Origin of the sequence: Streptomyces sp. CA-288835 (assembly GCF_050936385.1) — a bacterium.
In the GTDB taxonomy this organism is placed as follows: domain Bacteria; phylum Actinomycetota; class Actinomycetes; order Streptomycetales; family Streptomycetaceae; genus Streptomyces.
Map to the genome: position 1 here is coordinate 5,779,085 of NZ_JBNJMW010000001.1, position 18,846 is coordinate 5,797,930.

Annotated in this window: 18 protein-coding genes, 1 tRNA gene and 1 pseudogene; 13 read left to right on the forward strand and 7 right to left on the reverse strand. The window is 66.1% G+C overall.

Annotated features, from left to right (window positions below):
* Window positions 1-104 precede the first annotated feature (104 nt).
* Both ACQEVY_RS26305 and ACQEVY_RS26310 read left to right on the forward strand, forming a co-directional pair.
* Window positions 105-1,775, forward strand: a complete 1,671-nt coding sequence (locus tag ACQEVY_RS26305) for an alpha/beta hydrolase (protein ID WP_432951901.1) — start codon at window positions 105-107, stop codon at window positions 1,773-1,775.
* A gap of 102 nt (window positions 1,776-1,877) precedes the next feature.
* Window positions 1,878-1,954: transfer RNA gene (locus tag ACQEVY_RS26310), tRNA-Thr, on the forward strand.
* 88 nt (window positions 1,955-2,042) lie between these two features.
* Here the strand turns inward: ACQEVY_RS26310 and ACQEVY_RS26315 are convergent.
* Complete coding sequence (locus ACQEVY_RS26315; RefSeq protein WP_432951903.1) at window positions 2,043-3,128, reverse strand: tyrosine-type recombinase/integrase; 1,086 nt, start codon at window positions 3,126-3,128, stop codon at window positions 2,043-2,045.
* A 141-nt stretch (window positions 3,129-3,269) separates the two neighbouring features.
* On the opposite strand from ACQEVY_RS26315, the gene ACQEVY_RS26320 reads away from it, so the two are divergent.
* Together ACQEVY_RS26320 and ACQEVY_RS26325 are read left to right on the forward strand one after the other, a co-directional pair.
* Entirely contained in the window at window positions 3,270-3,737 is a 468-nt protein-coding gene (locus tag ACQEVY_RS26320; protein ID WP_432951905.1) for a hypothetical protein, read from the forward strand.
* 267 nt (window positions 3,738-4,004) lie between these two features.
* The gene (locus ACQEVY_RS26325; RefSeq protein ID WP_432951906.1) at window positions 4,005-4,661 is read left to right on the forward strand and encodes a DUF4352 domain-containing protein; all 657 of its coding nucleotides are present in this window, start codon (window positions 4,005-4,007) and stop codon (window positions 4,659-4,661) included.
* Between the two features lie 58 nt (window positions 4,662-4,719).
* Here ACQEVY_RS26325 and ACQEVY_RS26330 read toward each other — a convergent pair whose 3' ends face one another.
* From ACQEVY_RS26330 to ACQEVY_RS26340, 3 genes are read right to left on the reverse strand one after another with little or no spacing between them, the layout of a single operon-like run.
* Window positions 4,720-5,568 (reverse strand): helix-turn-helix domain-containing protein, encoded by an 849-nt coding sequence (locus ACQEVY_RS26330; protein ID WP_432951907.1) that lies wholly within the window; start codon window positions 5,566-5,568, stop codon window positions 4,720-4,722.
* A gap of 28 nt (window positions 5,569-5,596) precedes the next feature.
* Window positions 5,597-6,124: a DUF6879 family protein gene (locus ACQEVY_RS26335; RefSeq protein WP_432951908.1), complete on the reverse strand. Its 528-nt coding sequence runs from the start codon at window positions 6,122-6,124 to the stop codon at window positions 5,597-5,599.
* A complete protein-coding gene (locus ACQEVY_RS26340) occupies window positions 6,096-6,356 on the reverse strand; it encodes a hypothetical protein (RefSeq protein ID WP_432951909.1) in 261 nt (86 codons plus the stop codon). The genes ACQEVY_RS26335 and ACQEVY_RS26340 overlap by 29 nt, the downstream gene beginning before the upstream one ends.
* A 229-nt stretch (window positions 6,357-6,585) precedes the next feature.
* On the opposite strand from ACQEVY_RS26340, the gene ACQEVY_RS26345 reads away from it, so the two are divergent.
* The 8 genes and pseudogenes from ACQEVY_RS26345 to ACQEVY_RS26380 form a co-directional block, all read left to right on the forward strand.
* Complete coding sequence (locus ACQEVY_RS26345; protein WP_432951910.1) at window positions 6,586-6,795, forward strand: hypothetical protein; 210 nt, start codon at window positions 6,586-6,588, stop codon at window positions 6,793-6,795.
* Window positions 6,796-6,857: 62 nt separating this feature from the next.
* Window positions 6,858-7,172: a DUF6415 family natural product biosynthesis protein gene (locus ACQEVY_RS26350; protein ID WP_432951911.1), complete on the forward strand. Its 315-nt coding sequence runs from the start codon at window positions 6,858-6,860 to the stop codon at window positions 7,170-7,172.
* A complete protein-coding gene (locus tag ACQEVY_RS26355; RefSeq protein WP_432951912.1) occupies window positions 7,169-7,378 on the forward strand; it encodes a hypothetical protein in 210 nt (69 codons plus the stop codon). Before ACQEVY_RS26350 ends, ACQEVY_RS26355 begins: the two co-directional genes overlap by 4 nt.
* Before the next feature lie 170 nt (window positions 7,379-7,548).
* Window positions 7,549-8,007, forward strand: coding sequence for a glycine-rich domain-containing protein (locus ACQEVY_RS26360; RefSeq protein ID WP_432955400.1), 459 nt, complete (start codon window positions 7,549-7,551; stop codon window positions 8,005-8,007).
* Window positions 8,008-8,566: 559 nt separating this feature from the next.
* Window positions 8,567-9,781, forward strand: a complete 1,215-nt coding sequence (locus ACQEVY_RS26365; RefSeq protein ID WP_432951913.1) for an MFS transporter — start codon at window positions 8,567-8,569, stop codon at window positions 9,779-9,781.
* Window positions 9,782-10,276: 495 nt separating this feature from the next.
* Entirely contained in the window at window positions 10,277-11,290 is a 1,014-nt protein-coding gene (locus ACQEVY_RS26370) for a polysaccharide deacetylase family protein (RefSeq protein WP_432951914.1), read from the forward strand.
* A gap of 294 nt (window positions 11,291-11,584) precedes the next feature.
* On the forward strand, window positions 11,585-12,049 hold the full coding sequence (locus tag ACQEVY_RS26375; RefSeq protein WP_432951915.1) for a hypothetical protein: 465 nt from the start codon (window positions 11,585-11,587) through the stop codon (window positions 12,047-12,049).
* Window positions 12,050-12,153: 104 nt separating this feature from the next.
* Window positions 12,154-12,707 (forward strand): annotated as a pseudogene (locus tag ACQEVY_RS26380) (IS5 family transposase); the annotation flags it as partial.
* Between the two features lie 23 nt (window positions 12,708-12,730).
* On the opposite strand, the gene ACQEVY_RS26385 reads toward ACQEVY_RS26380, so the two are convergent.
* On the reverse strand, window positions 12,731-13,933 hold the full coding sequence (locus ACQEVY_RS26385; RefSeq protein ID WP_432951916.1) for a caspase family protein: 1,203 nt from the start codon (window positions 13,931-13,933) through the stop codon (window positions 12,731-12,733).
* Between the two features lie 467 nt (window positions 13,934-14,400).
* Between ACQEVY_RS26385 and ACQEVY_RS26390 the strand changes: the two genes are divergently transcribed.
* Entirely contained in the window at window positions 14,401-15,411 is a 1,011-nt protein-coding gene (locus ACQEVY_RS26390; protein WP_432951917.1) for a tyrosine-type recombinase/integrase, read from the forward strand.
* Window positions 15,412-15,517: 106 nt separating this feature from the next.
* Here ACQEVY_RS26390 and ACQEVY_RS26395 read toward each other — a convergent pair whose 3' ends face one another.
* Both ACQEVY_RS26395 and ACQEVY_RS26400 read right to left on the reverse strand, forming a co-directional pair.
* Window positions 15,518-15,991: a hypothetical protein gene (locus ACQEVY_RS26395; protein WP_432951918.1), complete on the reverse strand. Its 474-nt coding sequence runs from the start codon at window positions 15,989-15,991 to the stop codon at window positions 15,518-15,520.
* Window positions 15,988-18,006: a hypothetical protein gene (locus ACQEVY_RS26400; protein WP_432951919.1), complete on the reverse strand. Its 2,019-nt coding sequence runs from the start codon at window positions 18,004-18,006 to the stop codon at window positions 15,988-15,990. The genes ACQEVY_RS26395 and ACQEVY_RS26400 overlap by 4 nt, the downstream gene beginning before the upstream one ends.
* Window positions 18,007-18,846: the final 840 nt, after the last annotated feature.

An 18,846-nucleotide genomic window follows, 5' to 3' on the forward strand; every position in this document is an offset into this window, starting at 1 on the left:
GTGGGCTCAGGGGGTTGCAGTGCAGAGAGTTGACGGGGTCACTCGTACGAGATGCTGCGGCGACCTTCGGTGGTCGATCCGTCGCACAGGGTTACGCTCGCTGGATGCACATCAGGCGCCAGTTCAGGGCAACCCGGGCCAGATCAACCCGTACCGGCCATCCCTGCGATTCCCACTCCTCCCACCACTTCCGCTCATCCTGCGCGTCCCGCCGCCTCCTCCATCTGTGGGGCACGCTGCTCGCCATCGGCGGACTGCTCATCTCCGCCTGTTCCATGGGGAGTTCGACGACCTCCGCGAGCCGGGCGGAAGTCTCGGCGTTGGCCGCGCTGCCCAAGGCCACACCGGCGGCGCTCGCTCCGTACTACGGCCAGAAGCTGAAGTGGCGCGGCTGCGGCGCCCCCGGTTTCCAGTGCGCCACGCTCAAGGCCCCGCTCGACTACGCCAAGCCGGCCTCCGGCGACATCAGCCTGGCCGTCACCCGCAAGAAGGCCACGGGCCCGGGCAAGCGCCTCGGTTCGCTTCTGGTCAACCCGGGAGGCCCGGGCGGCTCGGCGACCGCTTACCTCCAGTCGTACGCGGGTGTCGGATACCCGAAGGAGGTCCGCTCCCGCTACGACATGGTCGCCGTCGACCCACGCGGCGTCGCCGGCAGCGAACCGATCGAATGCCTCACCGGCCGCGAGATGGACGCGTACACGCAGACGGACCTCACTCCCGACAACCGGCGCGAGAAAGGCCAACTGGTGGACGCCGTCAAGGAGTTCACGGAGGGCTGCGGGCGGCGTTCGGCCCGAGTGCTGCGGCATGTGTCCACGGTTGAGGCGGCCCGCGACATGGACATCCTGCGGGGCGTACTGGGCGACGAGAAGCTGACGTACGTCGGTGCCTCGTACGGGACGTTCCTGGGGGCGACGTACGCGGGTCTGTACCCGGACCGGGTGGGGCGGCTGGTCCTGGACGGCGCGATGGATCCGTCGCTGCCCGCGCGCCGAATGAACGAGGATCAGACGGCCGGCTTCGAGACGGCCTTCCGGGCCTTCGCAAAGGACTGCGTACGCAGATCGGACTGCCCGCTGGGCGACGTGCGCACCACACCTGACCAGGTCGGCAAGAACCTGAGGGCCTTCTTCCGGCAGCTCGACGCCGCGCCCATCGAGGCCGACGACCCGGACGGCCGCAAGCTCGGGGAGTCGCTGGCGACGATGGGCGTCATCACGGCGATGTACGACGAGGCGGCCTGGCCACGACTGCGGGAGGCCCTGACCTCGGCCATGAAGAACAAGGACGGCGCGGGCCTGCTCGCCCTCGCCGACACCTACTACGAGCGCGGCCTCGACGGCCGGTACGCGAACCTGATGTCCGCGAACGCGGCGGTCAATTGCCTGGATTCCCCCGCCGCCTTCTCTTCCCCCGAAGCGCTCGAAGAAGCCCTCCCCTCCTTCGAGAAGGCCTCCCCGGTCTTCGGCGAAACCCTGGCCTGGGCCTCCCTGAACTGCACGTACTGGCCTGTCCACCCGACCGGCGAACCCCACCGCATCGAGGCGAAGGGCGCCGCCCCCATCGTCGTGGTCGGCACCTCCCGCGACCCCGCGACCCCCTACGCCTGGTCCCAGTCCCTGGCCGCCCAGCTCTCCTCCGCCACCCTGCTGACCTACGACGGCGACGGCCACACGGCATACGGCCGAGGAAGCTCCTGCATCGACTCCACGCTCAACCGCTACCTCCTCGCAGGCACCCCTCCACCCCAGGGAAAGCGCTGCTCAGCCACCTGATCACGAGGCCCACCGGGGGTGCCCCCAGGGTCCGTACGGAGCACCCCCGGAAACTGTGTAGACTTACCGACGTTGCCGATCGCACCATAGTGCGGGCAGCCCGCCGCCTTAGCTCAGATGGCCAGAGCAACGCACTCGTAATGCGTAGGTCTCGGGTTCGAATCCCGAAGGCGGCTCCATACAAAGAAGCTGGTCACAGGCCGGTTTCCCGCTGCCCGTTCGGAGGACTCCGAGCGGGCAGTACACATTTAGTACACATGGATCTGATCACGCCCCGCGTGTGACTGGCGCATTGCGTTTGGCGAGTGCGGTCAGACGGCCTGCATCTAGCCGGTCGGCCACCTCGTCCAGCCGGTCCGGGAAGAGGTGCCCGTACAGGTCGAGGGTCATCGTCGCCGTCTTGTGGCCGAGCATCGTCTGTACGACCTTGACATCAGCGCCAGACGCGATAGCGAGCGACGCCGCAGTGTGCCGAAGCTTGTGCGGCGTGACGCCCAGGTCGCTGAGTCCCGCAGCCTTCACTGCCTTGTCGAAAACCCGGTTCCGGAAGTTTCCGTACCGAAGTGGCCCGCCCTCCGGCGCAGTGAACAGCAGTTGCTCGCGGCCGTGGTGCTCGACCAGAGGCCGCAGTTCGTCGGCAACTGACCGGGGCAGCGGCACCGACCGCTTCTCATGGTTCTTCACCGGCCCGATTTCAAGTACGCCTTTCACGTCCGAGTAAGCCCGGAGGATCCGCAGTCGCCGCCGGTCGATGTCCAGCTGTCCGCCAGCCGCCGCCGATACTTCGCCCCACCGGATGCCGCAGTAGCCGAGGACCAGCAGCATCGGCCGGTAGGCCCCTGCCACATCGGCAAGCGTCTCAAGCTGGTCATGCGTGAGGTAGACATGTTCGCCGTCGTCCTCGACACGCGGCAGGTCGTGGTCAACGGCGAGGCTGGCCGCGGTCCTGCCAGACTGCACCGCGCGCTTCATCACCATGCCGAACACGCGGTAGATCTTGATGATCCGGGCAGGGCTGAGTGATTTCCCGCGCGCCCCCGGCTTCTCCCGCAATTCCTTGACCCAGTCGGACACTTCTTCCCACCGGACCGCCCCGACCTGCCACGTGCCCCACTTCGGGATCACGTACAGGTCGAGCAGCTCGCGGTAGTCCCTGCGTGTCGTGCGTCCCTGTTTCTGCAGCGCGTTGAACCACTCCTCGGCCACGACCGCGAATGCGGCCTTCGCCGACTGCGGGTCGCGGTATGAGCCCTTGTCGAGCCGTCCAGTGAGCGACTGCTTCCATGCCTCGGCCTGCGGCAGCTTGGCGAACGTCTTTGCCTTCGGCTTCCCGTCCGGGTCGTACCAGCGCACCCGCCAGCGGCCGGGCGGCTCGCGCTTGCTGCCGGACTTTTTCGCGTCCCGCCACTACGAGAACGGTGCACGTTGACTCCCTCCCAGAGAGATGCCACTCTCGGCCTATCGGCGTTCGCTCCCGCACGAGAGGCTGCGGCCATGAACCCCGTGCTGACAAGCCTGGTCGCGGTGTTCGGCACCCTTGCTGGTTCCACGCTCACCTTCATCTTTCAGCGGCACATTGCCCGACAGGGCGAACGATTCACCCGAAGCCAGCAGCTATGGAACGAACGGACCACCGCCTACAGCGAACTGGCGGCTGCCCTCACAGACTTCCGGCGCAGCCAGAACGACCGCTGGCACTTGGAGCAGGCAGACCAAACCAGCAGCGAGTTCGTGAAGGCGCGTGAAGAGTCCTACCAGCGTCGAGCAGACGCCACCGCAGCGCTCTGCCGCGTACGACTTGTCTGCGGAGACGCTGGCCTAGGCCAGCTTGCTCAGGATGCTCTGGACGCCGCTACCGCAGTGCACTTGGCCCGGAATGAACAGGACCGCGCAGAACGCGGGAAGGTGGCGCGCCTCGCCTTGGACAGGTTTCTGACAGAAGCGGCTGCCCAGATTCTCTAAAAGCGACTCCACGGCAACGCCCGATGTGTGCTCAGCCCTCCACACGTCCGGCGAGAGGCGTGCCAGGGCCGTGCCATCCGCCTGGGAAACAGCAGGTCAGTGGCCAACCAACCGCGTCCCCTGTGCGGTTAGAGGCGCTCTATCGAGCGTCGCCCAGCGGGAGGCAGGGTCTCACCCATCCGGGGTCACAACACAGACACGTAGCCTTCACGCCACCCTCACCTGGGCGCATGATGCCCTCCTGCACATCAAAGCCCTGGGGGGACCATGACGGACACCACGCCACCACCCCTGCCCGACTTCCCGCCACCACCGTCGGCGCCGAAGAAGAGCTACACCAACGCGATCATCATCGCCTCAGCCGCTGCCGTCATCGCCGCGATCGTCACCACAGGGGTTGTCGTGGCGCAGTCCCAGGACGACAAGGACGACACCGGCAGCAGAGTCACCGCGGCCAGCTCCGAGCCGTCGTCGGCCAGCTCCGCGAAGCCGAGCCCCACCCCCCGTCAGGAGACGTTCAACATCGGCGACACCGCCAACATCACCACCAGCAGCGTAGACCTCTCGGCGGCCGCTCTCGCCTACAAGGACAAGGGCATCACCAGTGGGCCGGGCCTGCTGTCGGCGGGGCAGAAGTGGGCTGTGGTCGAGGTGAAGGTGTGCAACCAGAGCGACGAGCCGCTTGAGGTGAGCCCGTTCCCGTGGTCGCTGGCCTACGAGGACGGGGCGCGGGTGGAGCCGACTCACGTGAGCGGGGGCGAGTTGCCGCAGCCGTTGTATCCGCTGGAGGCGAAGGTGAAGGGCGGGGACTGCGTGCGCGGGAACATCACGTTCCAGGTACCGGAGGAGGGGCGGCCGGAGCGGGTCCTGTACTCGCCGTCGGATGTGGACGAGCCGGTGGAGTGGCAAGTCGGCAAGGCGTAGCCAGAAGCCCCCTGCACGGTATGACTGCCGTTCAGGGGGCGTTTCGTCGCGTCCGGGGTCAGTGCAGGGCCTCTATGGCCTTCAGGATCAGGGCCCGCGCGTCCGCCCCATACACGGCCATGCCGCGCAACTGGTCGAACGCCCGCAGGTACAGGGCAACCTCGGACGGCTGCGTGACACGGACCCGTGCTGACATCAGCTCCACAGACACCACCTGGTCGTCGTAGACATGGAACAACTCCTGCGGCCACAGCGTCCGTTGCGCAGTCTTGGGGATGACGCCGAGGGACACCGAGGGTAGGGCGCCAGCGGTGAGGAGGTAGCCGAGCTGTGCGGCCATGGCGTCTGCGTCGCCCAGCCGGTAGTAGAGGACTCCCTCCTCGATCACCATGACGAACCGGTGGCCCGGCTCGTGCACGATCTTCGAGCGTTCCATGCGCGCGGCTGCGGCCTGGTCGGCGTCGTTGGGGACGTCGTACAGCTCGGCGACGCCGGACAGCACCGCGCGGGCATAGCCCTCCGTCTGGAGCAGGCCGGGCACGAGGGTGGGTGAGTAGATCCGGAACAGCTCAGTGGCCCGGTACAGGTCGAGGTAGCTGTCCTGGAGCCGCTTGAGCCCGGCGCGCACCTGCCGCCGCCACTCCATGTACGCCGACTCGGCGTCCCGGGACTGGGCGATGATGTCCTCGGCCTGGTCGTCGGCGCCACATGCGTGGCACCAGCGGCGGATGTCGTCGGGTGTCGGTGGTGTGCGGGTGTTCTCCAGGCGGGACGTCTTGGGGTGGGTCCAGCCGCAGCGCGCGGCCAGCTCGCTGCCTGTCAGGCCCGCGTCGGCCCGCAGGTCGCCCAGCCGCCGGGCGACGCGTTCGCGGGCGGCCTGGGCCGAGGAGGACGGGGAGGTGGCCATGTGCTGCGGCTGGACCCTTCATGTCGTTCTAGCTGATCTTGTACTCGTCGTGCGGGATCGCGCGCGCCCACACCGTCTCGAAGGCGTCGGCGCACAGGCGGGCGGCGGCCGAGTCCTGGCTGATCTCACCGCCTGCGGAGGCGCCGTCACCAGTGAAGTGGTTCCAGCGGATGAGACGCCGATCGATCAGCCAGAAGTCATTGCCGGGCAGGGCGATATCGCTGGCCTGCCGCCGGGGAAGCCAGCGGACCTGCTCGCCGGCCTCGACGTTCACCACCGTGCCCGCGTGCTCGTACCGGATGTAGTCGCTCGCCGGCTCGGACACGATCCGGGCCCGCCGAACGGCCACGCCGCGCGCGACGGTACGACGGATCAGCTGCGTCCACGGCGCCCAGTACGGCGAATCGGGATCGTCGTCGACAGCCCCGGTCTCCTTCCAACGGGCGAACGCATCGGCCTCGCTCGCTACGCCATACGCGTCCCGCATCTCCAGGTGGACGGCCGACTTGCGGGCGCCGTCCAGCAGTTCAGCGAAGCTGGGCACGCTCTGCGGCATCGCACGCCTCCCTCAGAATCGACACCATGCGGGCCGGTACCCGCACGACCTGTTCGTGATCGGGGATGCCGACCGCGTGGCCCGCCACCTTGAAGGCAGCGCATTCGGCCTCCGTTGCCGCATCGGGCTTCCACCCTTGGATGACCAGTTCGCTTCTGCTCTCGTCGACCCACACGGTCGGGCTCTCGCCCTGCCCGGTGTTCGGGTCGATCCCGATGAACCGTAGTGACACTGCCGCCTCCAACGCTCTACGTGTACACGGATGTTCACACACTCATCCTGATGGGGGCTTTGGTCAAGGGAGCGAACTCGCCACTGAGCAGGTGCAGCAGATACCTCTGAACATTCGTGAACATCACTGGCTGTGGTGCGCGTCACGCTCCTAGCGTCGCCAGATACGACAAGCCCCGGCGAGGTGGTCGCCTCCCGGGGCGTGGTCAACGCTGCTGAGGAGCGCCGACATGACGCACGCTACAACTCCGACGCGGGCACGCGAACGAGCCAAGATGACTATGCGGATCTACACGGTCGACAGAGCCGGAGTGGTGAGCGAGCCCCGTGCCGTCGTGGCTGTCCCGTACGGTCCGGAGCCGCTTCCGCCGCTGGGCGACAACGGCCACGAGTTCCCCGCGTGCGCCTGCCCCTTGCACCGCAAGGGTGCTGTCCGGTGAAGGCGCCCCGCCGCTTCACAGTGGAGCAAGTTGAGGATCAGCCGCCGCCCGACATTGAGCTGATGCGCGCCGCTGCGGGCCGTGTCCTCGCCGAGAACGCCGAGCCTGCGGCCTTCGAGGAACTGGACACCCTCACCCTCCAGTTGCGCACGCACATCAACGTGCTCGTGCCGGAAGTCGAGCAGGCGGCCGGTCGACTCCCCTACGACGACATCCCCCGCTACTGCGCACTCGCCTGCGTCGGTGAGGCACGCATGAAGCTCGACCTGAGGCCGGGCCCCGCACTGAGCGAGGGCCTCGCGTATGCCCGACGTCTCTCCCGCGTCGTCAACGCCCTGTGCGACCACTACCAGAACCTGGGCGGTGATCACGCGTGACAGCCCTTCACGTCTGCCGCTACTGCGACGGACTCATCACGGACGAGGCGCCGGGAAAGCCGGTCGCGTTCGAGCCGGGCATGTCCGGCCCCGGCTACGAGGTATGGGCACACAACGAGCACGCGCACCTGGTGAAGCCGGACCCGCGTCCGCTCCTGCTGCTGGACCGCATCCACGCACACCGTGCCGGACAGCCCGGCACCTGAACGCCCGCCCGCCACCGAGATGTGCCTGACCTTCAAGAGCTCCCGCCCAGCCGGTGAATCCCGCGAAGAACCTCCGGCCCGGGCGGGCCCATCCCCAACCGCAACAAGCGAAGGAGATGATCGTGAGCGTACCTCCGAACCCCGGGCCCGACCCAGATCCGATCCCCGTCATGGCCCGAATGCTCATCCCCGATGAGCGGTTCGTCAGCTGCCGCATGACCGTCATGGACGCGAACCCGGACATGGCCGAGGAGATGGCCAGCCGGATCATCGAGGAAGGTCTGAAGTTCGTCGCGGCCTGCGCGAAGAACCCGGGCGTTGGACTCGCCCCGTCGCGGATCGTCGACGAGGGCTGGCACGCCCTGATCCTGCACACCGCAATGTACGCCGAGTTGTGCGAGTCGCTCGGCAGCTTCGTGCACCACTACCCGGGGTACGACCCTACGAATTATGACCCGCCGATCCTGGACCGTACCCGCGAGAAGATCACGGCACTCGGCTGGGAAGCGGACGAGGAACTGTGGGGACCGCCGACGGACGACACGCTCGTGTCCGTGGCGGCGAAGTGTCAGCATGCGCCGGAATGCACGATCCGCCCAATGCCGACCCCTCAGCCGCCCGTAACCTGAGCGCTGGAGGTGCGCCGTATGGCTGAATGGATTGACCCGCGATACGCGGACCTGGTGGCGGCGTGGAAGCGCTCGCAGGAACCGGAGTCGCGTAGCCCGCAGGGTCCCAAGCCGGTGAGGGGCTTTATCGTCCCGCGCAAGGCTTGAGGGGCACGGTGGCCTCGGCTGGAGGACAGTCTCCGGCCGGGGCCGCTCCATGTCGCCCGAGGCCGTATTCGATGACGCCGGGGCGTACTTGCACACCGTGGTCGCTGGGCTGGGCGTTCGGGTCCTCCGCGATGAGCGGCCAGTCGTATCACTCCTACAGCCGCACGTCCGCCGACTAAGCCTCGATCCACCGACCGGCGCCTTGTGGATGGCGCCCACGTGATCAGAATGCTCAGCCCGCCTTGCGGACACCACAGCCAGGGCCAAGGCGCCTCACTGCGTTGACTGTTGTTAGCCGGAATGCGACATCACGCGTAAAGAGCAAGGGTGCAGTCGCGGATCTGCCAGCCACCTCTCGATGAGACCTGCTGGACTCATCGCGAAACGCGCTGCCTTCACAGGACGGAACGCCATGCAGGCAACCACCACCGCTTCAGTCAACGGCAAATTCTTACCCCCTCGGTCCCCGCTGATGGGGTGGCTGGCCGTGGTCTCGGTGATGCTGGGAATCTTCGTCATCGTTACCACCGAGATCCTGCCGATCGGTCTGCTGACCTCGATCGGATCCAGTTTCACCGTCTCGGACGGGATGGCTGGACTGATGATGACCATGCCGGGCTTCCTGGCGGCGATCGCCGCTCCGCTGGTCACTGTGGCCACGGCACGCTTCGACCGCCGAGTGATGCTGTGCGTCTTCATGCTCTTGCTGGCACTGGCGAACTTCCTTGCCGCCGCGGCACCCGACTACTGGCTCGTACTGACCTCCCGGATCATGGTCGGGATCACGATTGGCGGCTTCTGGTCGATCGGAGCCGGGTTGGCTGAACGACTGGTGCCGCCGGCCTCGGTCGGCAGGGCGACTGCTGTGATCTTCTCTGCCGTCCCGCTGGGCTCCGTCCTCGGCGTGCCGACGGGCACCCTCATCGGAGATCTCGCTGGGTGGCGAACGGCCTTCACCGTCATGGGAGCCCTGACGGTTGGCGTACTGGGCATGCTGCTCTTGTTTGTGCCGCCGCTTCCTCCGGTCCAGGCCACACGGCTGGGCGTGCTCAACGGCATGCTCCGCAGCGTCAACACTCGCTTCGCACTCCAGCTGACGTTCCTTGTTGTGCTGGCTCACTTCGGCACCTACACCTACGTGACACCATTTTTGGAACAGGTCACCCACGCCAGCGGTGGTCTGATCACTACATTCTTGCTGCTCTATGGTGCCGCTGGCATCCTCGGCAATTTCCTGGGCGGCGCCTGGGTGGCCCGGTATCCGCGGACCGTCTTCGGGCTCGCGGCCGCCCTGATCGCCGCGGTGACCCTCCTGCTTCCAGCGTTGGGCCGCTGGGAGACCGGCGCGGTGATGCTGCTGATCGTGTGGGGCATCGCGTATGGCGCCGTACCAGTCGCGTCGCAGACCTGGTTCTCCAGGGCGGCACCGCACGCCCCGGAAGCGGCATCGGTCCTGTTCACCGCCTCTTTTCAGGCAACGATCTCGATTGGTGCACTCGTAGGGGGAGTCATCCTGGACCGCACCTCTCCGTCCGCGGTCATGCTGCTAGGCGGTTGCACCGCAGTGCTCATGGTCCTGGCAGTAGGGGCACGCCTCGTCGGGCCGGACGGCAACGAGCGGTCCTGAACACACAGAGATTCGCCCACGGATGCTTCTGTCGAACGCTTAGCGCATGGCCCTCGACCTGACTTCCGCTCGGTCAGCCACTGACCACTCGGCTCGTTGTGTTAGCCGTTGTAATTCGGACATGAGAAGGCTAAGTAAATGGGTGCGAAAGCGGGATAATAGGAGTACCGATCCCGCTGAATTTGGAGCACCAGAATGGTCTACATACTTCCGCAACCGACTCAGCCGTTATTAGCAGCGCCGACACCGAGGCGCGCGGCCTGGCGGACGGCGTCGTCATTCCAGAACTTCCAGACCGGCCACAGCTGGACAGTCACCAATGTCAGCAACTCCGCCCTGAACGACACTTCCACGTTCGTACGGGGTACTCAGTGCGCGACCATAACCAGCAACGGGACGGGCGGGAATGGAAACCTGTCCAAATTCGGTCAGCCGTCCTTCGACCTGACCGGCAAGGCAATCCGGCTCACGCTGAAGCTAGACACCATCACGCACGTGAGCAGTCTGAACTTCTACGTCGGCATATCTAGCCTGGCCAGCTACTTCAAGTGGAAGGCATGGAACGTCACTGCCTCCAGCTCCATCATTCAGGCGGACGAATGGGTGACGGTCACCCTTCAATGGACAGACGTGAATTCAGCGTTCGGCACGTACTCCCTCTCCGCGAATGGTGTGCCGTCCACTACTACGGGCTTCACGGACATGATGTTCCAGGTCATTGATGACGCGGCCGGAACGGTGACGGCACACCTTCAGTCCGTGGAAATCATTCAGGACACCACCACGACTTTCCCGAACGGTGTGGTGTCGATCACCTTTGACGATTCGTGGCAGTCCGTTCATGACCTGGCCCGGCCGGTCATGGACAGCTACGGCTACCGGGGAACGACGTACACGATCGCCGACTCCGTCGATACACCGGCTCGGCTCAGCATGGCGAACCTTCGAGCCGTTCAGGACTTTTCCGGTTGGGAAGTCGCCGGGCACGCGTACACCAACGCGGCTCACGGAACCCGGTACACCAATATGACGGCGGAGCAGGTCGACAACGAACTGCGGAACCTGAAGTCCTGGCTCGTCACCAACGAATTCACCTCCGACGCTTTCGCGTACCCCGGCGGGCAATTCGGTCCGACCACAGACGGCGTCCCCGTGGATCAGTTGGTGGGCCGGTATTTCAACTCCGGCCGATCGATCAACTATCTGAACACGACGGAGATGTTCCCGGCCGCCATGCCTCGCCGTATGCGGGCCCTGTCGTCCATCTCCGGGAACATCTCCGCCGGGGACCCGGCCAACGTCACCAAGCTGACCAGCAACGGCGGTCTGCTCGATCGGTGCCAGCTTTCCGGCTCCTGGCTGATCCTGACCTTCCACGAGATCGTGTCCGACTCCGAGTCGGCCGTGACTCAGTGCAGCTTGGCCAACTTCCAGTCGGTGATGGCGGGGATCAACTCCCGGGGTATCCCGGTGCTTCCCGTCGGCGACGTGATTCGCAACTACGCCTGATCGCCTGGCCGGTCGGGCGGCGCCCCGCCGACGCCCGGCAAGCCGCAGGGACCCGGCACCGGCCAAGCCGTGGAAGCCGCGGAGTACGAGGGTAGAGAAATCGGCCGGCTCGGTGGCGTCCAGGCGGCATCCCGCCGGGGTCTACAGGTTCATCACTCAGGCTTACGCCGCCGCATGTTGCGCGGATACGATGCACGCCTCGCGCAGGTTACTGCTGAGGGGAAGAGGGGGCGCCGATCCATGGGAAAATCAGCACGGGTGCTGGGCCGGGAGTTTGGCCGAACGGCTCGCGAAATGAATGAGCTCCTTAAGGACCACGGCTACCTGTACGGAAACCCCGGCGCGTATGGGCTCACCGAGAAGGGGCAGCAGTACGCGGAGGAGAAGTACCACTCGCGCGGCACGGGCGGTTCCGCACAGTACAACCCAAGCTGGGAAACTCGCACCTGGAGCGATGAGACGGCAGCGGCGCTCAAGACTGACATGGAAGCCAACCCCGGAGGCTTCGACGCAGGAAACTCTCCCACTGAAGAGGAGGACGCTTTCGGGTACGAGCCTGTCGTGGACTACAGCGGCAGTGGCGATGACGACGACCCTCAGCCCAGTTGGAAAGAGTTGGCAATCGGCGGAGCCATAGTAGGTGCTCTTCTCATCGCTCCTCGTGTCAAGCCCTTCTGGAACAACAAGGTGAAACCTGCTGCGAAGAAACTGCGGAACGGGTTGGCGAAAGAGGAGTCGGTCGAGTCCACCGACTCCTGACGATACCGAGAGACCGGCGTCTCGCCGCTACACCCTCGATTGCGATGAGCCGGTTTAGAAGACATCTCATTTGGCGTGTTCGATAGTCTGTGGTCGTGGACATCGTGGAGCGTCTGGTGCCGGATGAACTCGGCGCACGGGGAGAGCTGGACTGGTCGCGGTGTGCGATCGACTCGGTGAACATGCGGGCCTTGAAAGGGGGGACCTGACGGGTCCGAATCCTGTGGATCGGGGCAAGAATGGCTCGAAGATCCATCTGATCACCGAGCGGTCCGGACTGCCCCTCTCCGTCGGCATCTCGGGCGCCAACCTGCACGACAGCCAGGCCCTTCAGCCGCTCGTGTGGGGGATCCCGCCGATCCGCTCCCGCCGTGGTCCCCGTCGGCGCAAGCCCGCCAAGCTCCACGCCGACAAGGGTCACGACTACGCCCACCTGCGCCGATGGTTACGCAAGCGCGGCATCACCCACCGCATCGCACGCAAGGGCATCGAGACCTCGCAACGACTGGGCCGTCACCGCTGGAAGATCGAGCGCACGATGGCCTGGCTCGCCGGCTGCCGCCGCCTGCACCGCCGCTACGAACGCAAAGCCGACCACTTCCTCGCCTTCACGGCCATCGCCTGCACCCTCATCTGCTGCCGCAGGCTCGCCAAATGAGATGGCTTCTAAGCTGGTACTTCTCAGGTGCCGGTCGGTTCTGGAGGCACCACGCGTGTGAGTGCCAGCTGTCCAGTGTCTCCCGTACTGAGCCGTTGAGGCATGGAACGCCCCTTGTTCTCATCTTGGCGAGCCACGTGTGTATAGATCCAATCCAGAGGGAGAGCCTCATCCAGCTCATGAGGCGCCAAGCCACCGCGAAGGGCATACAGAAGGTCGCCCGTGAACGCCGTAAACCGCTCACCGGTAGGGGCCAGGGCATACTGAGTAGGGCTTGTTGCGCACAGCACAAACGTGTTGTCGCCGATTGCGCCAGTTTGCAGAGCACGGCCAGCAAAATTGCAGTCCAAAATGATCACGGTGTGCTCTGCCCACGCGTTCGCCAACTCCTTCGCAAGCCTGGTGAATGACACCGCCGTGAAATACGGACTCGTATATTCGGACCTGGAAAGCGTCAGGTACAGGTCTCCGTCGTCATCCAGCAGGGAATGACCGGAGTAGTAAAAGAGCAGGACATCGTGAACCGATCTCGTTGCGTCCACCAGGGCGCTGCCGACGCTGGTGAGGTCTGGTGCGTCAAGCAGCACCGTGCATCGATCTTTATCGAAGCCACCCAGTCCGGGAGATGTGAGCGTATCCGCCACCGCCTCCACGTTCTCCTGTACAGCTGGCAACTGTGGCAGCTGAGCACTCTCGTAGTGCCCTGTGCCCATCACGATGGCCCAGGAGCGTGAGCGGTCAGGGAGCCGCGGTCTCCCCCATGGGGGGCTCAGAGGAGCGAAAGAGGGAGAGGGTCCTTGGCTACTGGCCGGTGGAGGGCCGTCCTGTTCCCGAAACCCGCCACTTGGTTCCTCAGCAGGCTCCGAGTCGTCGTGGCCGCCAGCTGTGGTACCTGATCGAAGCTTGTCCACCGCACGTTTCGCCCTGATCCAGCGTTGCTGCCACCGGCCAAAGTCCTGTGCCTCAGGGGCTAACGAAATCGAATTTTCGGCCGCGTATGCAACGCAGGCAGACACAAATGCCATTGTCGAAGGCAGCGAGGGCAGCCTCCTGCCAGCCACCGCCTCAGCTGCTGTACTGCGCGGCAAGGCTCCGCGCGGCTCCGCGAGGCGTTCCAAACTACGGAAGGAAGGCGAGCCTGCGCTTACCCGCAGTTCCCTTAGTTCCGCGGAGAATTGCCGCACAGCCATCTCGCCCCCGTTGGCCACAGCTTCCCTCCCAGGCATCGGGTGTTCGAGCGCGAACTCGGTGTGACGCTGGTGTCCACGACTGTCCGAGTGCCTCCACGCCCGTCCAGAACTGTAGCCGCCGATCGGGGCAGGCCCTTTCCATTGCAGTACGACAGACCTTGGAGGGAGGTGACTACGAGGATGAACCTCTGGAAGGAGATGGGGCAGACGGTCCGGGACGCGATGAGAAGCTGGCCCCGGACCTATCGCCTGTGTGCCCTGATCACGGTTGCCGCCGTGAACCTGAGCCTGGCGCAGTGGCTTGTCAACCACCAATGAAGTTACCCATCTCAGAGTACGCCGGGGCCGTCGCTGACAACAGCGGTGGCCCCGCGCTCGTGGTCGCCACAGGCGTCGGTCGCACTCAACTCAACACGCTGAACTTGACAGAGAAGTCATCTGCGAACCGATCCCAGGACAGCCCGGGCGGCAAGGGAAGGATAATTACTGTTTATCCTTCCCTCGTGGACGATCCGTCAGCAGACGTACCCGGCACCGCAATTACAGCTCTGATGACCGTACAAACGGTCGAACCCCCGGAGGCCGAAGAAGCCCGCACCGGCCTGGAGATCCACTACTCGGACGACCTGCCCCGACTGGTCTCCATGTGGCTGATGTCCAAGCGCTCCGCCCACACCCGTCGCGCCTACGCCCGCAGCTTCCGAAACTGGGCCGCGTTCTGTCGCTCCCTCGACACTCACCCAATGGCCGCGCGCCGACCGCACGCCGACGCCTACATGCGCAGCCTGGAAGCATCCGGTGTGCCGTCGACCTCCGTGGCACATGCCCTCTCCACCGCCAGCTCCTTCTACCGGTATGCGATCAGCGTCGAGACCACCGATCGCAACCCCTTCGCCGACGTCGATCGGCCGACCGTCGACCCGGATCACTCGGCAACCGAGGGCCTGACGGAGAAGGAGACGGCGAGCCTGATCGCCGCTGCACGAGAGCTCTCGCCGCGCGCGTACGCCCTGGTGCTGCTCCTCTACACCCTCGGCCTACGGGTGGACGGCGCGCTGTCTGCCGACGTCTCGTCGCTTGGCTACGACCGCGGGCACCGCACGCTGACCATCACGAAAAAGGGCGGGGCTACAGCGAAGTTGCCGCTGCCGCCCATCACGGTCGACGCCCTGGACGGCTACCTGACGGGGCGGACGGAGGGGCCGCTGTTCATCACCCGTACCGGGGCCCGATTGCGCGAGCCTGAGGTGTGGAAGATGCTGCGCCGCCTAGCCAAGCGCGCTGGCCTGCCGCAGGCCGACACGATCCACCCGCACGTGCTGCGACACGGGTTCATCACGGATGCTCTCGACCAGGGCGTGCCGCTGCACCTTGTCCAGGACGCGGCTGGCCACAAGGATCCACGTACGACCCAGCGATACAACCGGGCCCGGCGCCGCTTGGACGGGCACCCGGCGTACGCCGTGGCGGCGTCGATGGCGGGTCGGCTGGACCATCGCGACGAGGAAAGCTGAGCCGTCAACCGTAGCTCCGTAGGCTCGCTCTCTCACGGAATCGACACCGGTTTCCTGGCCCGTTCCTACTCGGTGCCTCCGTCCAGGAGGACGGAGGCACCGATGTTTACGAGGTCAGGCCGCACCCGGGGCGCGGGATCCACGCCGGTCGTCCGGGGACGGCTGGCAGCCTGGTGTTGTCCAGCGGGTCGAGGGCACGGCCTGCGCGGCCCTCGCAACGGCGCAGTGCTGCGAGGGTGATCGTGGTCGGCAGGGTGATCAGCGCCATGTGCGTCCAGGTGGCTTCCCGCTCGGGGTGCTCCGTGAAGTGCTCGCGCAGCCGAGCGGCGATGGCAGGGGCCGTACGGTGGACGCTGCCGACGTACCGAACTGTCCGTGCGGCGGTGCAGGGTAGGTAGATGCCGGTACGGACGTTCGACCAGTGGCCATTGCGGGTCACCTCGGTGGTCGGCACGATGAGCGGGTTGGCGACGCCGCGCACGATGCCGCCAGTGGCGACATCGAGGCGCATCAGCGCATCCAGGTGGTCGGCGATGTCGGAGGTGAGTTCGACAGGCTGGCGGGCGATCAGGCTGCTCACAGGTCCGCCCCGGTGTCGCCTTCGCCGTACTGGAGGTTGCCGCTGGAGCTCTGTCCGATGATCTCGTGGAGCATCTCCCACTTACGCACAAGCCTGGCCGCGTTCTCCAGATCGGGCGCGATCGTGCCGCGCGGATCCTTCCAGCCGCGCTGCTGGACGATAGTGGGAGTCTTGTCGTCGTCGCTGCGCCCCTCCATGGTTCCCAGGAGAGTGGTGACGTCAGCCACCCTGCGGCGCAGCTCGTCGCCGTCCTCGGCGAGCATCGCGGATGCGGACTGGTCCTTGACCGAGTCGTCGGAGGCGAGCGCGAGCGTCCGCAGGTTCGGAGCGGTCATCATCTTGTCGTCCGTCGGGGGCGTGGTCAGGTCGGCGGCACTCTGGTTCTTCTCCAAGCGGCGCACCGGGTAGCCGCGGCGCCCGTCGAAGATGGCTTGGGCGAGCTGCTCCAGGCCCTGGCGGGTGGCGGCGAGGAAGGCCAGCAGCTGGCCGGGCTCTTGGGCTTCGCCCTTCTTGGCGTTGAGTGCGCTGCGCTCCAGCAGGACGGTGTCGCCGGTGCCGCAGGTGAGGTAGAACGCGCCGCGCAGCGAGATCTGCTGGGTGGCGGGTCCCATCGGCGGGATGTCCGTGTTGCCCCTTGCGCGTTGGAGCCTGGCTGCGGCGAGCTCGGCGCGGGCGTCGGCGAGGATCTCTTCGATGGGCCTGGTGTCGACTTCCATGCTGCGCAGGCCCTTGGCGTTCAGGGCGCGCTCCAGGGCGGACTGGCGGCCGGCCTGCCCGGGGACGGCGCGGGCGATGACGGCGGCGGTGAGGAAGTTGCGGGCGCGGGTGCGGTCGCGGCCGACCACGCCGCGGGTGCGCAGCGCGGCGGTGATGTGCCGGTCGCCGGTGGTGTCCGTGTCCAGCAGGAGGGTTGCGGCGACGAGGGCGGCGATGTCGTCGCGGTACGCGATGTGGGTGGGGATCTCCGTGGGGTTGTCGAACCAGCGGCGGGTCTCGGCGGCACTGGTGCCGGGGTGGGTCTTCAGGTGACCTTTGGCCTGGAGGCGGTCGAGTACGGCCCCAGCGCGGATCTGCCAGGCGGAGTCGGAGCTGAAGGGGGTGGGCTGCTCGATGTGGTGCTGGGAGACGATGCGGCGCCTGGCCTCGGCGAGGGAGATGTCCCTCACCTTGAGGACGATCCTGGTGGAGGGCATGACCGCGCGGACGAGCATGAGGCGTTCGCGTTCGGTGATCGGCCTGGGCTGGGGGGCGGTGATCTTTCCGGCGATGGCGAGGAGGTTGGCGCGGTGCTTCTGGAGGGGGTGCTCGCGCAACTCGATGGCCTTGGTGGGCACCTTCTCCAGGGCGGCGAGGACCTTGGAGGCGGTCATGCCCTCCTTCTCCTGGATGAAGTAGGCGCGGCCGTAGCAGTCGCCGGTCTCTAGGCCGCCGATCGGGACGCGGCCAGGGAAGCGCAGGAGGAAGGGGAACAGGGTGCCGCCGATGCGGATGCCGTGCGCGCAGATGTCCGCGCCGTACTTGTTCTTCAGCTCGATCTCAGTGTCGATCAACCTGAGCTGGTCGAAGAAGAACGCGGTGCCTTTCTCCTTGTCCAGTCCCAGGTGCGGATCGGTCAGGTCGAGCATGCACGCGGCGGTGTCGTTCTCGGTGTACGTGGTGTAGCGGGGCATCTCGAATCTGCCGGACCAGCGCTGCTCTTCCATGCGCAGGTTCTCCGGGGCTCGCATGAGGCCCGCCACCAGGATGTCGGTGTTGACCGAGTGGGCAATCACGCCGGGGGCCAGCAGCTCGGGGCGGCGCCGCTTGAGCTGGTCCAGCATGTGCTGGGGATTCGCGATGGTCAGCGGGATGGTGGAGGCCGACACCGGGGGGAGACCAGCACTGATCAGGGCCTCGCGCAGGGCCTTGTGCTGTGCCCACGAGAGAGGTTTGATCTGCTCGGCGCGGAGGCGCAGTTCGGCGTCGTCGGAGATGGCGTCGTTGATCGTGGAGTCGGTCATGAGGGTCTGGTTCACCGTTGTCTTCCGCCGGTCGGGGCGTGCGGGTCTAGCACGCCGGTGAGGGCGTGCGATCAACGCACAGGCAACGGTGCCCCGGACGTTCCCAACCTCGCGGTCCCGAGGAGCGGGCCGGTTGGCCGGAGCGCGCTCGGGCTCGGTCCCAGGGTTCGGCAGCCACGGCAGGGCCGTGCGGTTCTCGTCGCCGCGTGAACAGGATTCACGCGGCGGCGCCTTGGGCGTTCCCGGCGAACTATCGCCAGCTAAAAGGAAGGTAACAGGCTGTTAGGTCAGGAACCAATACACCGTCAGTGCAGCCGGTCAGGACCAGCTCTACAAACGGTTCAACTTTAAGGTGCCCGTGCAGCAGCACCTCCCAGTTGTCGCCGTGATGGGCGGAGACCTTTCTCGATCTGCGCGTACTGGGCCTCGAACCCGTCGAGCCCGTCCACCGCCGACAGCAGCGAGCCCAGGCCGTTTGACTGCAGCATCAGCCCCTCGACCAGCAGCAGGAACGCCGGCGAGACCTTCCCGCCTAGCCGTTCGGCGACCTCGGCCGGGCTGGACTCTTCCTCCAGGCCCTAACCAGGAAAGATCAGAACGCCCGAATTCGGGACACGAGCCGTTCCATGGTGGTAAAGGAAGCAGCAGGGATTCAGACCTTCAAGATCATCCCGTGGCGGCTTTTGGGCTCACCTTGGCTGGACCCCTCTTAGGGCCCGCATCCTCCTCCAGCCGTAGTCATCTTGGAAGCGCGATTACAACTCAGTTGGTTCTAACCGCGTCTCCGTGAGATATCAGTCCGACGGTGCGCTTTCGGTCCCCATACCGGCGTAGCTGTCTCGGACAGCCGGTCAG

Coding starts and splice junctions, on each gene's coding strand:
- ACQEVY_RS26305 (WP_432951901.1), top strand. CDS start 105: ATGCACATCAGGCGCCAGTTCAGGGCAACCCGGGCCAGATCAACCCGT.
- ACQEVY_RS26320 (WP_432951905.1), top strand. CDS start 3,270: ATGAACCCCGTGCTGACAAGCCTGGTCGCGGTGTTCGGCACCCTTGCT.
- ACQEVY_RS26325 (WP_432951906.1), top strand. CDS start 4,005: ATGACGGACACCACGCCACCACCCCTGCCCGACTTCCCGCCACCACCG.
- ACQEVY_RS26330 (WP_432951907.1), bottom strand. CDS start 5,568: ATGGCCACCTCCCCGTCCTCCTCGGCCCAGGCCGCCCGCGAACGCGTC.
- ACQEVY_RS26335 (WP_432951908.1), bottom strand. CDS start 6,124: ATGCCGCAGAGCGTGCCCAGCTTCGCTGAACTGCTGGACGGCGCCCGC.
- ACQEVY_RS26345 (WP_432951910.1), top strand. CDS start 6,586: ATGACGCACGCTACAACTCCGACGCGGGCACGCGAACGAGCCAAGATG.
- ACQEVY_RS26350 (WP_432951911.1), top strand. CDS start 6,858: ATGCGCGCCGCTGCGGGCCGTGTCCTCGCCGAGAACGCCGAGCCTGCG.
- ACQEVY_RS26360 (WP_432955400.1), top strand. CDS start 7,549: ATGGCCCGAATGCTCATCCCCGATGAGCGGTTCGTCAGCTGCCGCATG.
- ACQEVY_RS26365 (WP_432951913.1), top strand. CDS start 8,567: ATGCAGGCAACCACCACCGCTTCAGTCAACGGCAAATTCTTACCCCCT.
- ACQEVY_RS26375 (WP_432951915.1), top strand. CDS start 11,585: ATGAATGAGCTCCTTAAGGACCACGGCTACCTGTACGGAAACCCCGGC.
- ACQEVY_RS26385 (WP_432951916.1), bottom strand. CDS start 13,933: ATGCCTGGGAGGGAAGCTGTGGCCAACGGGGGCGAGATGGCTGTGCGG.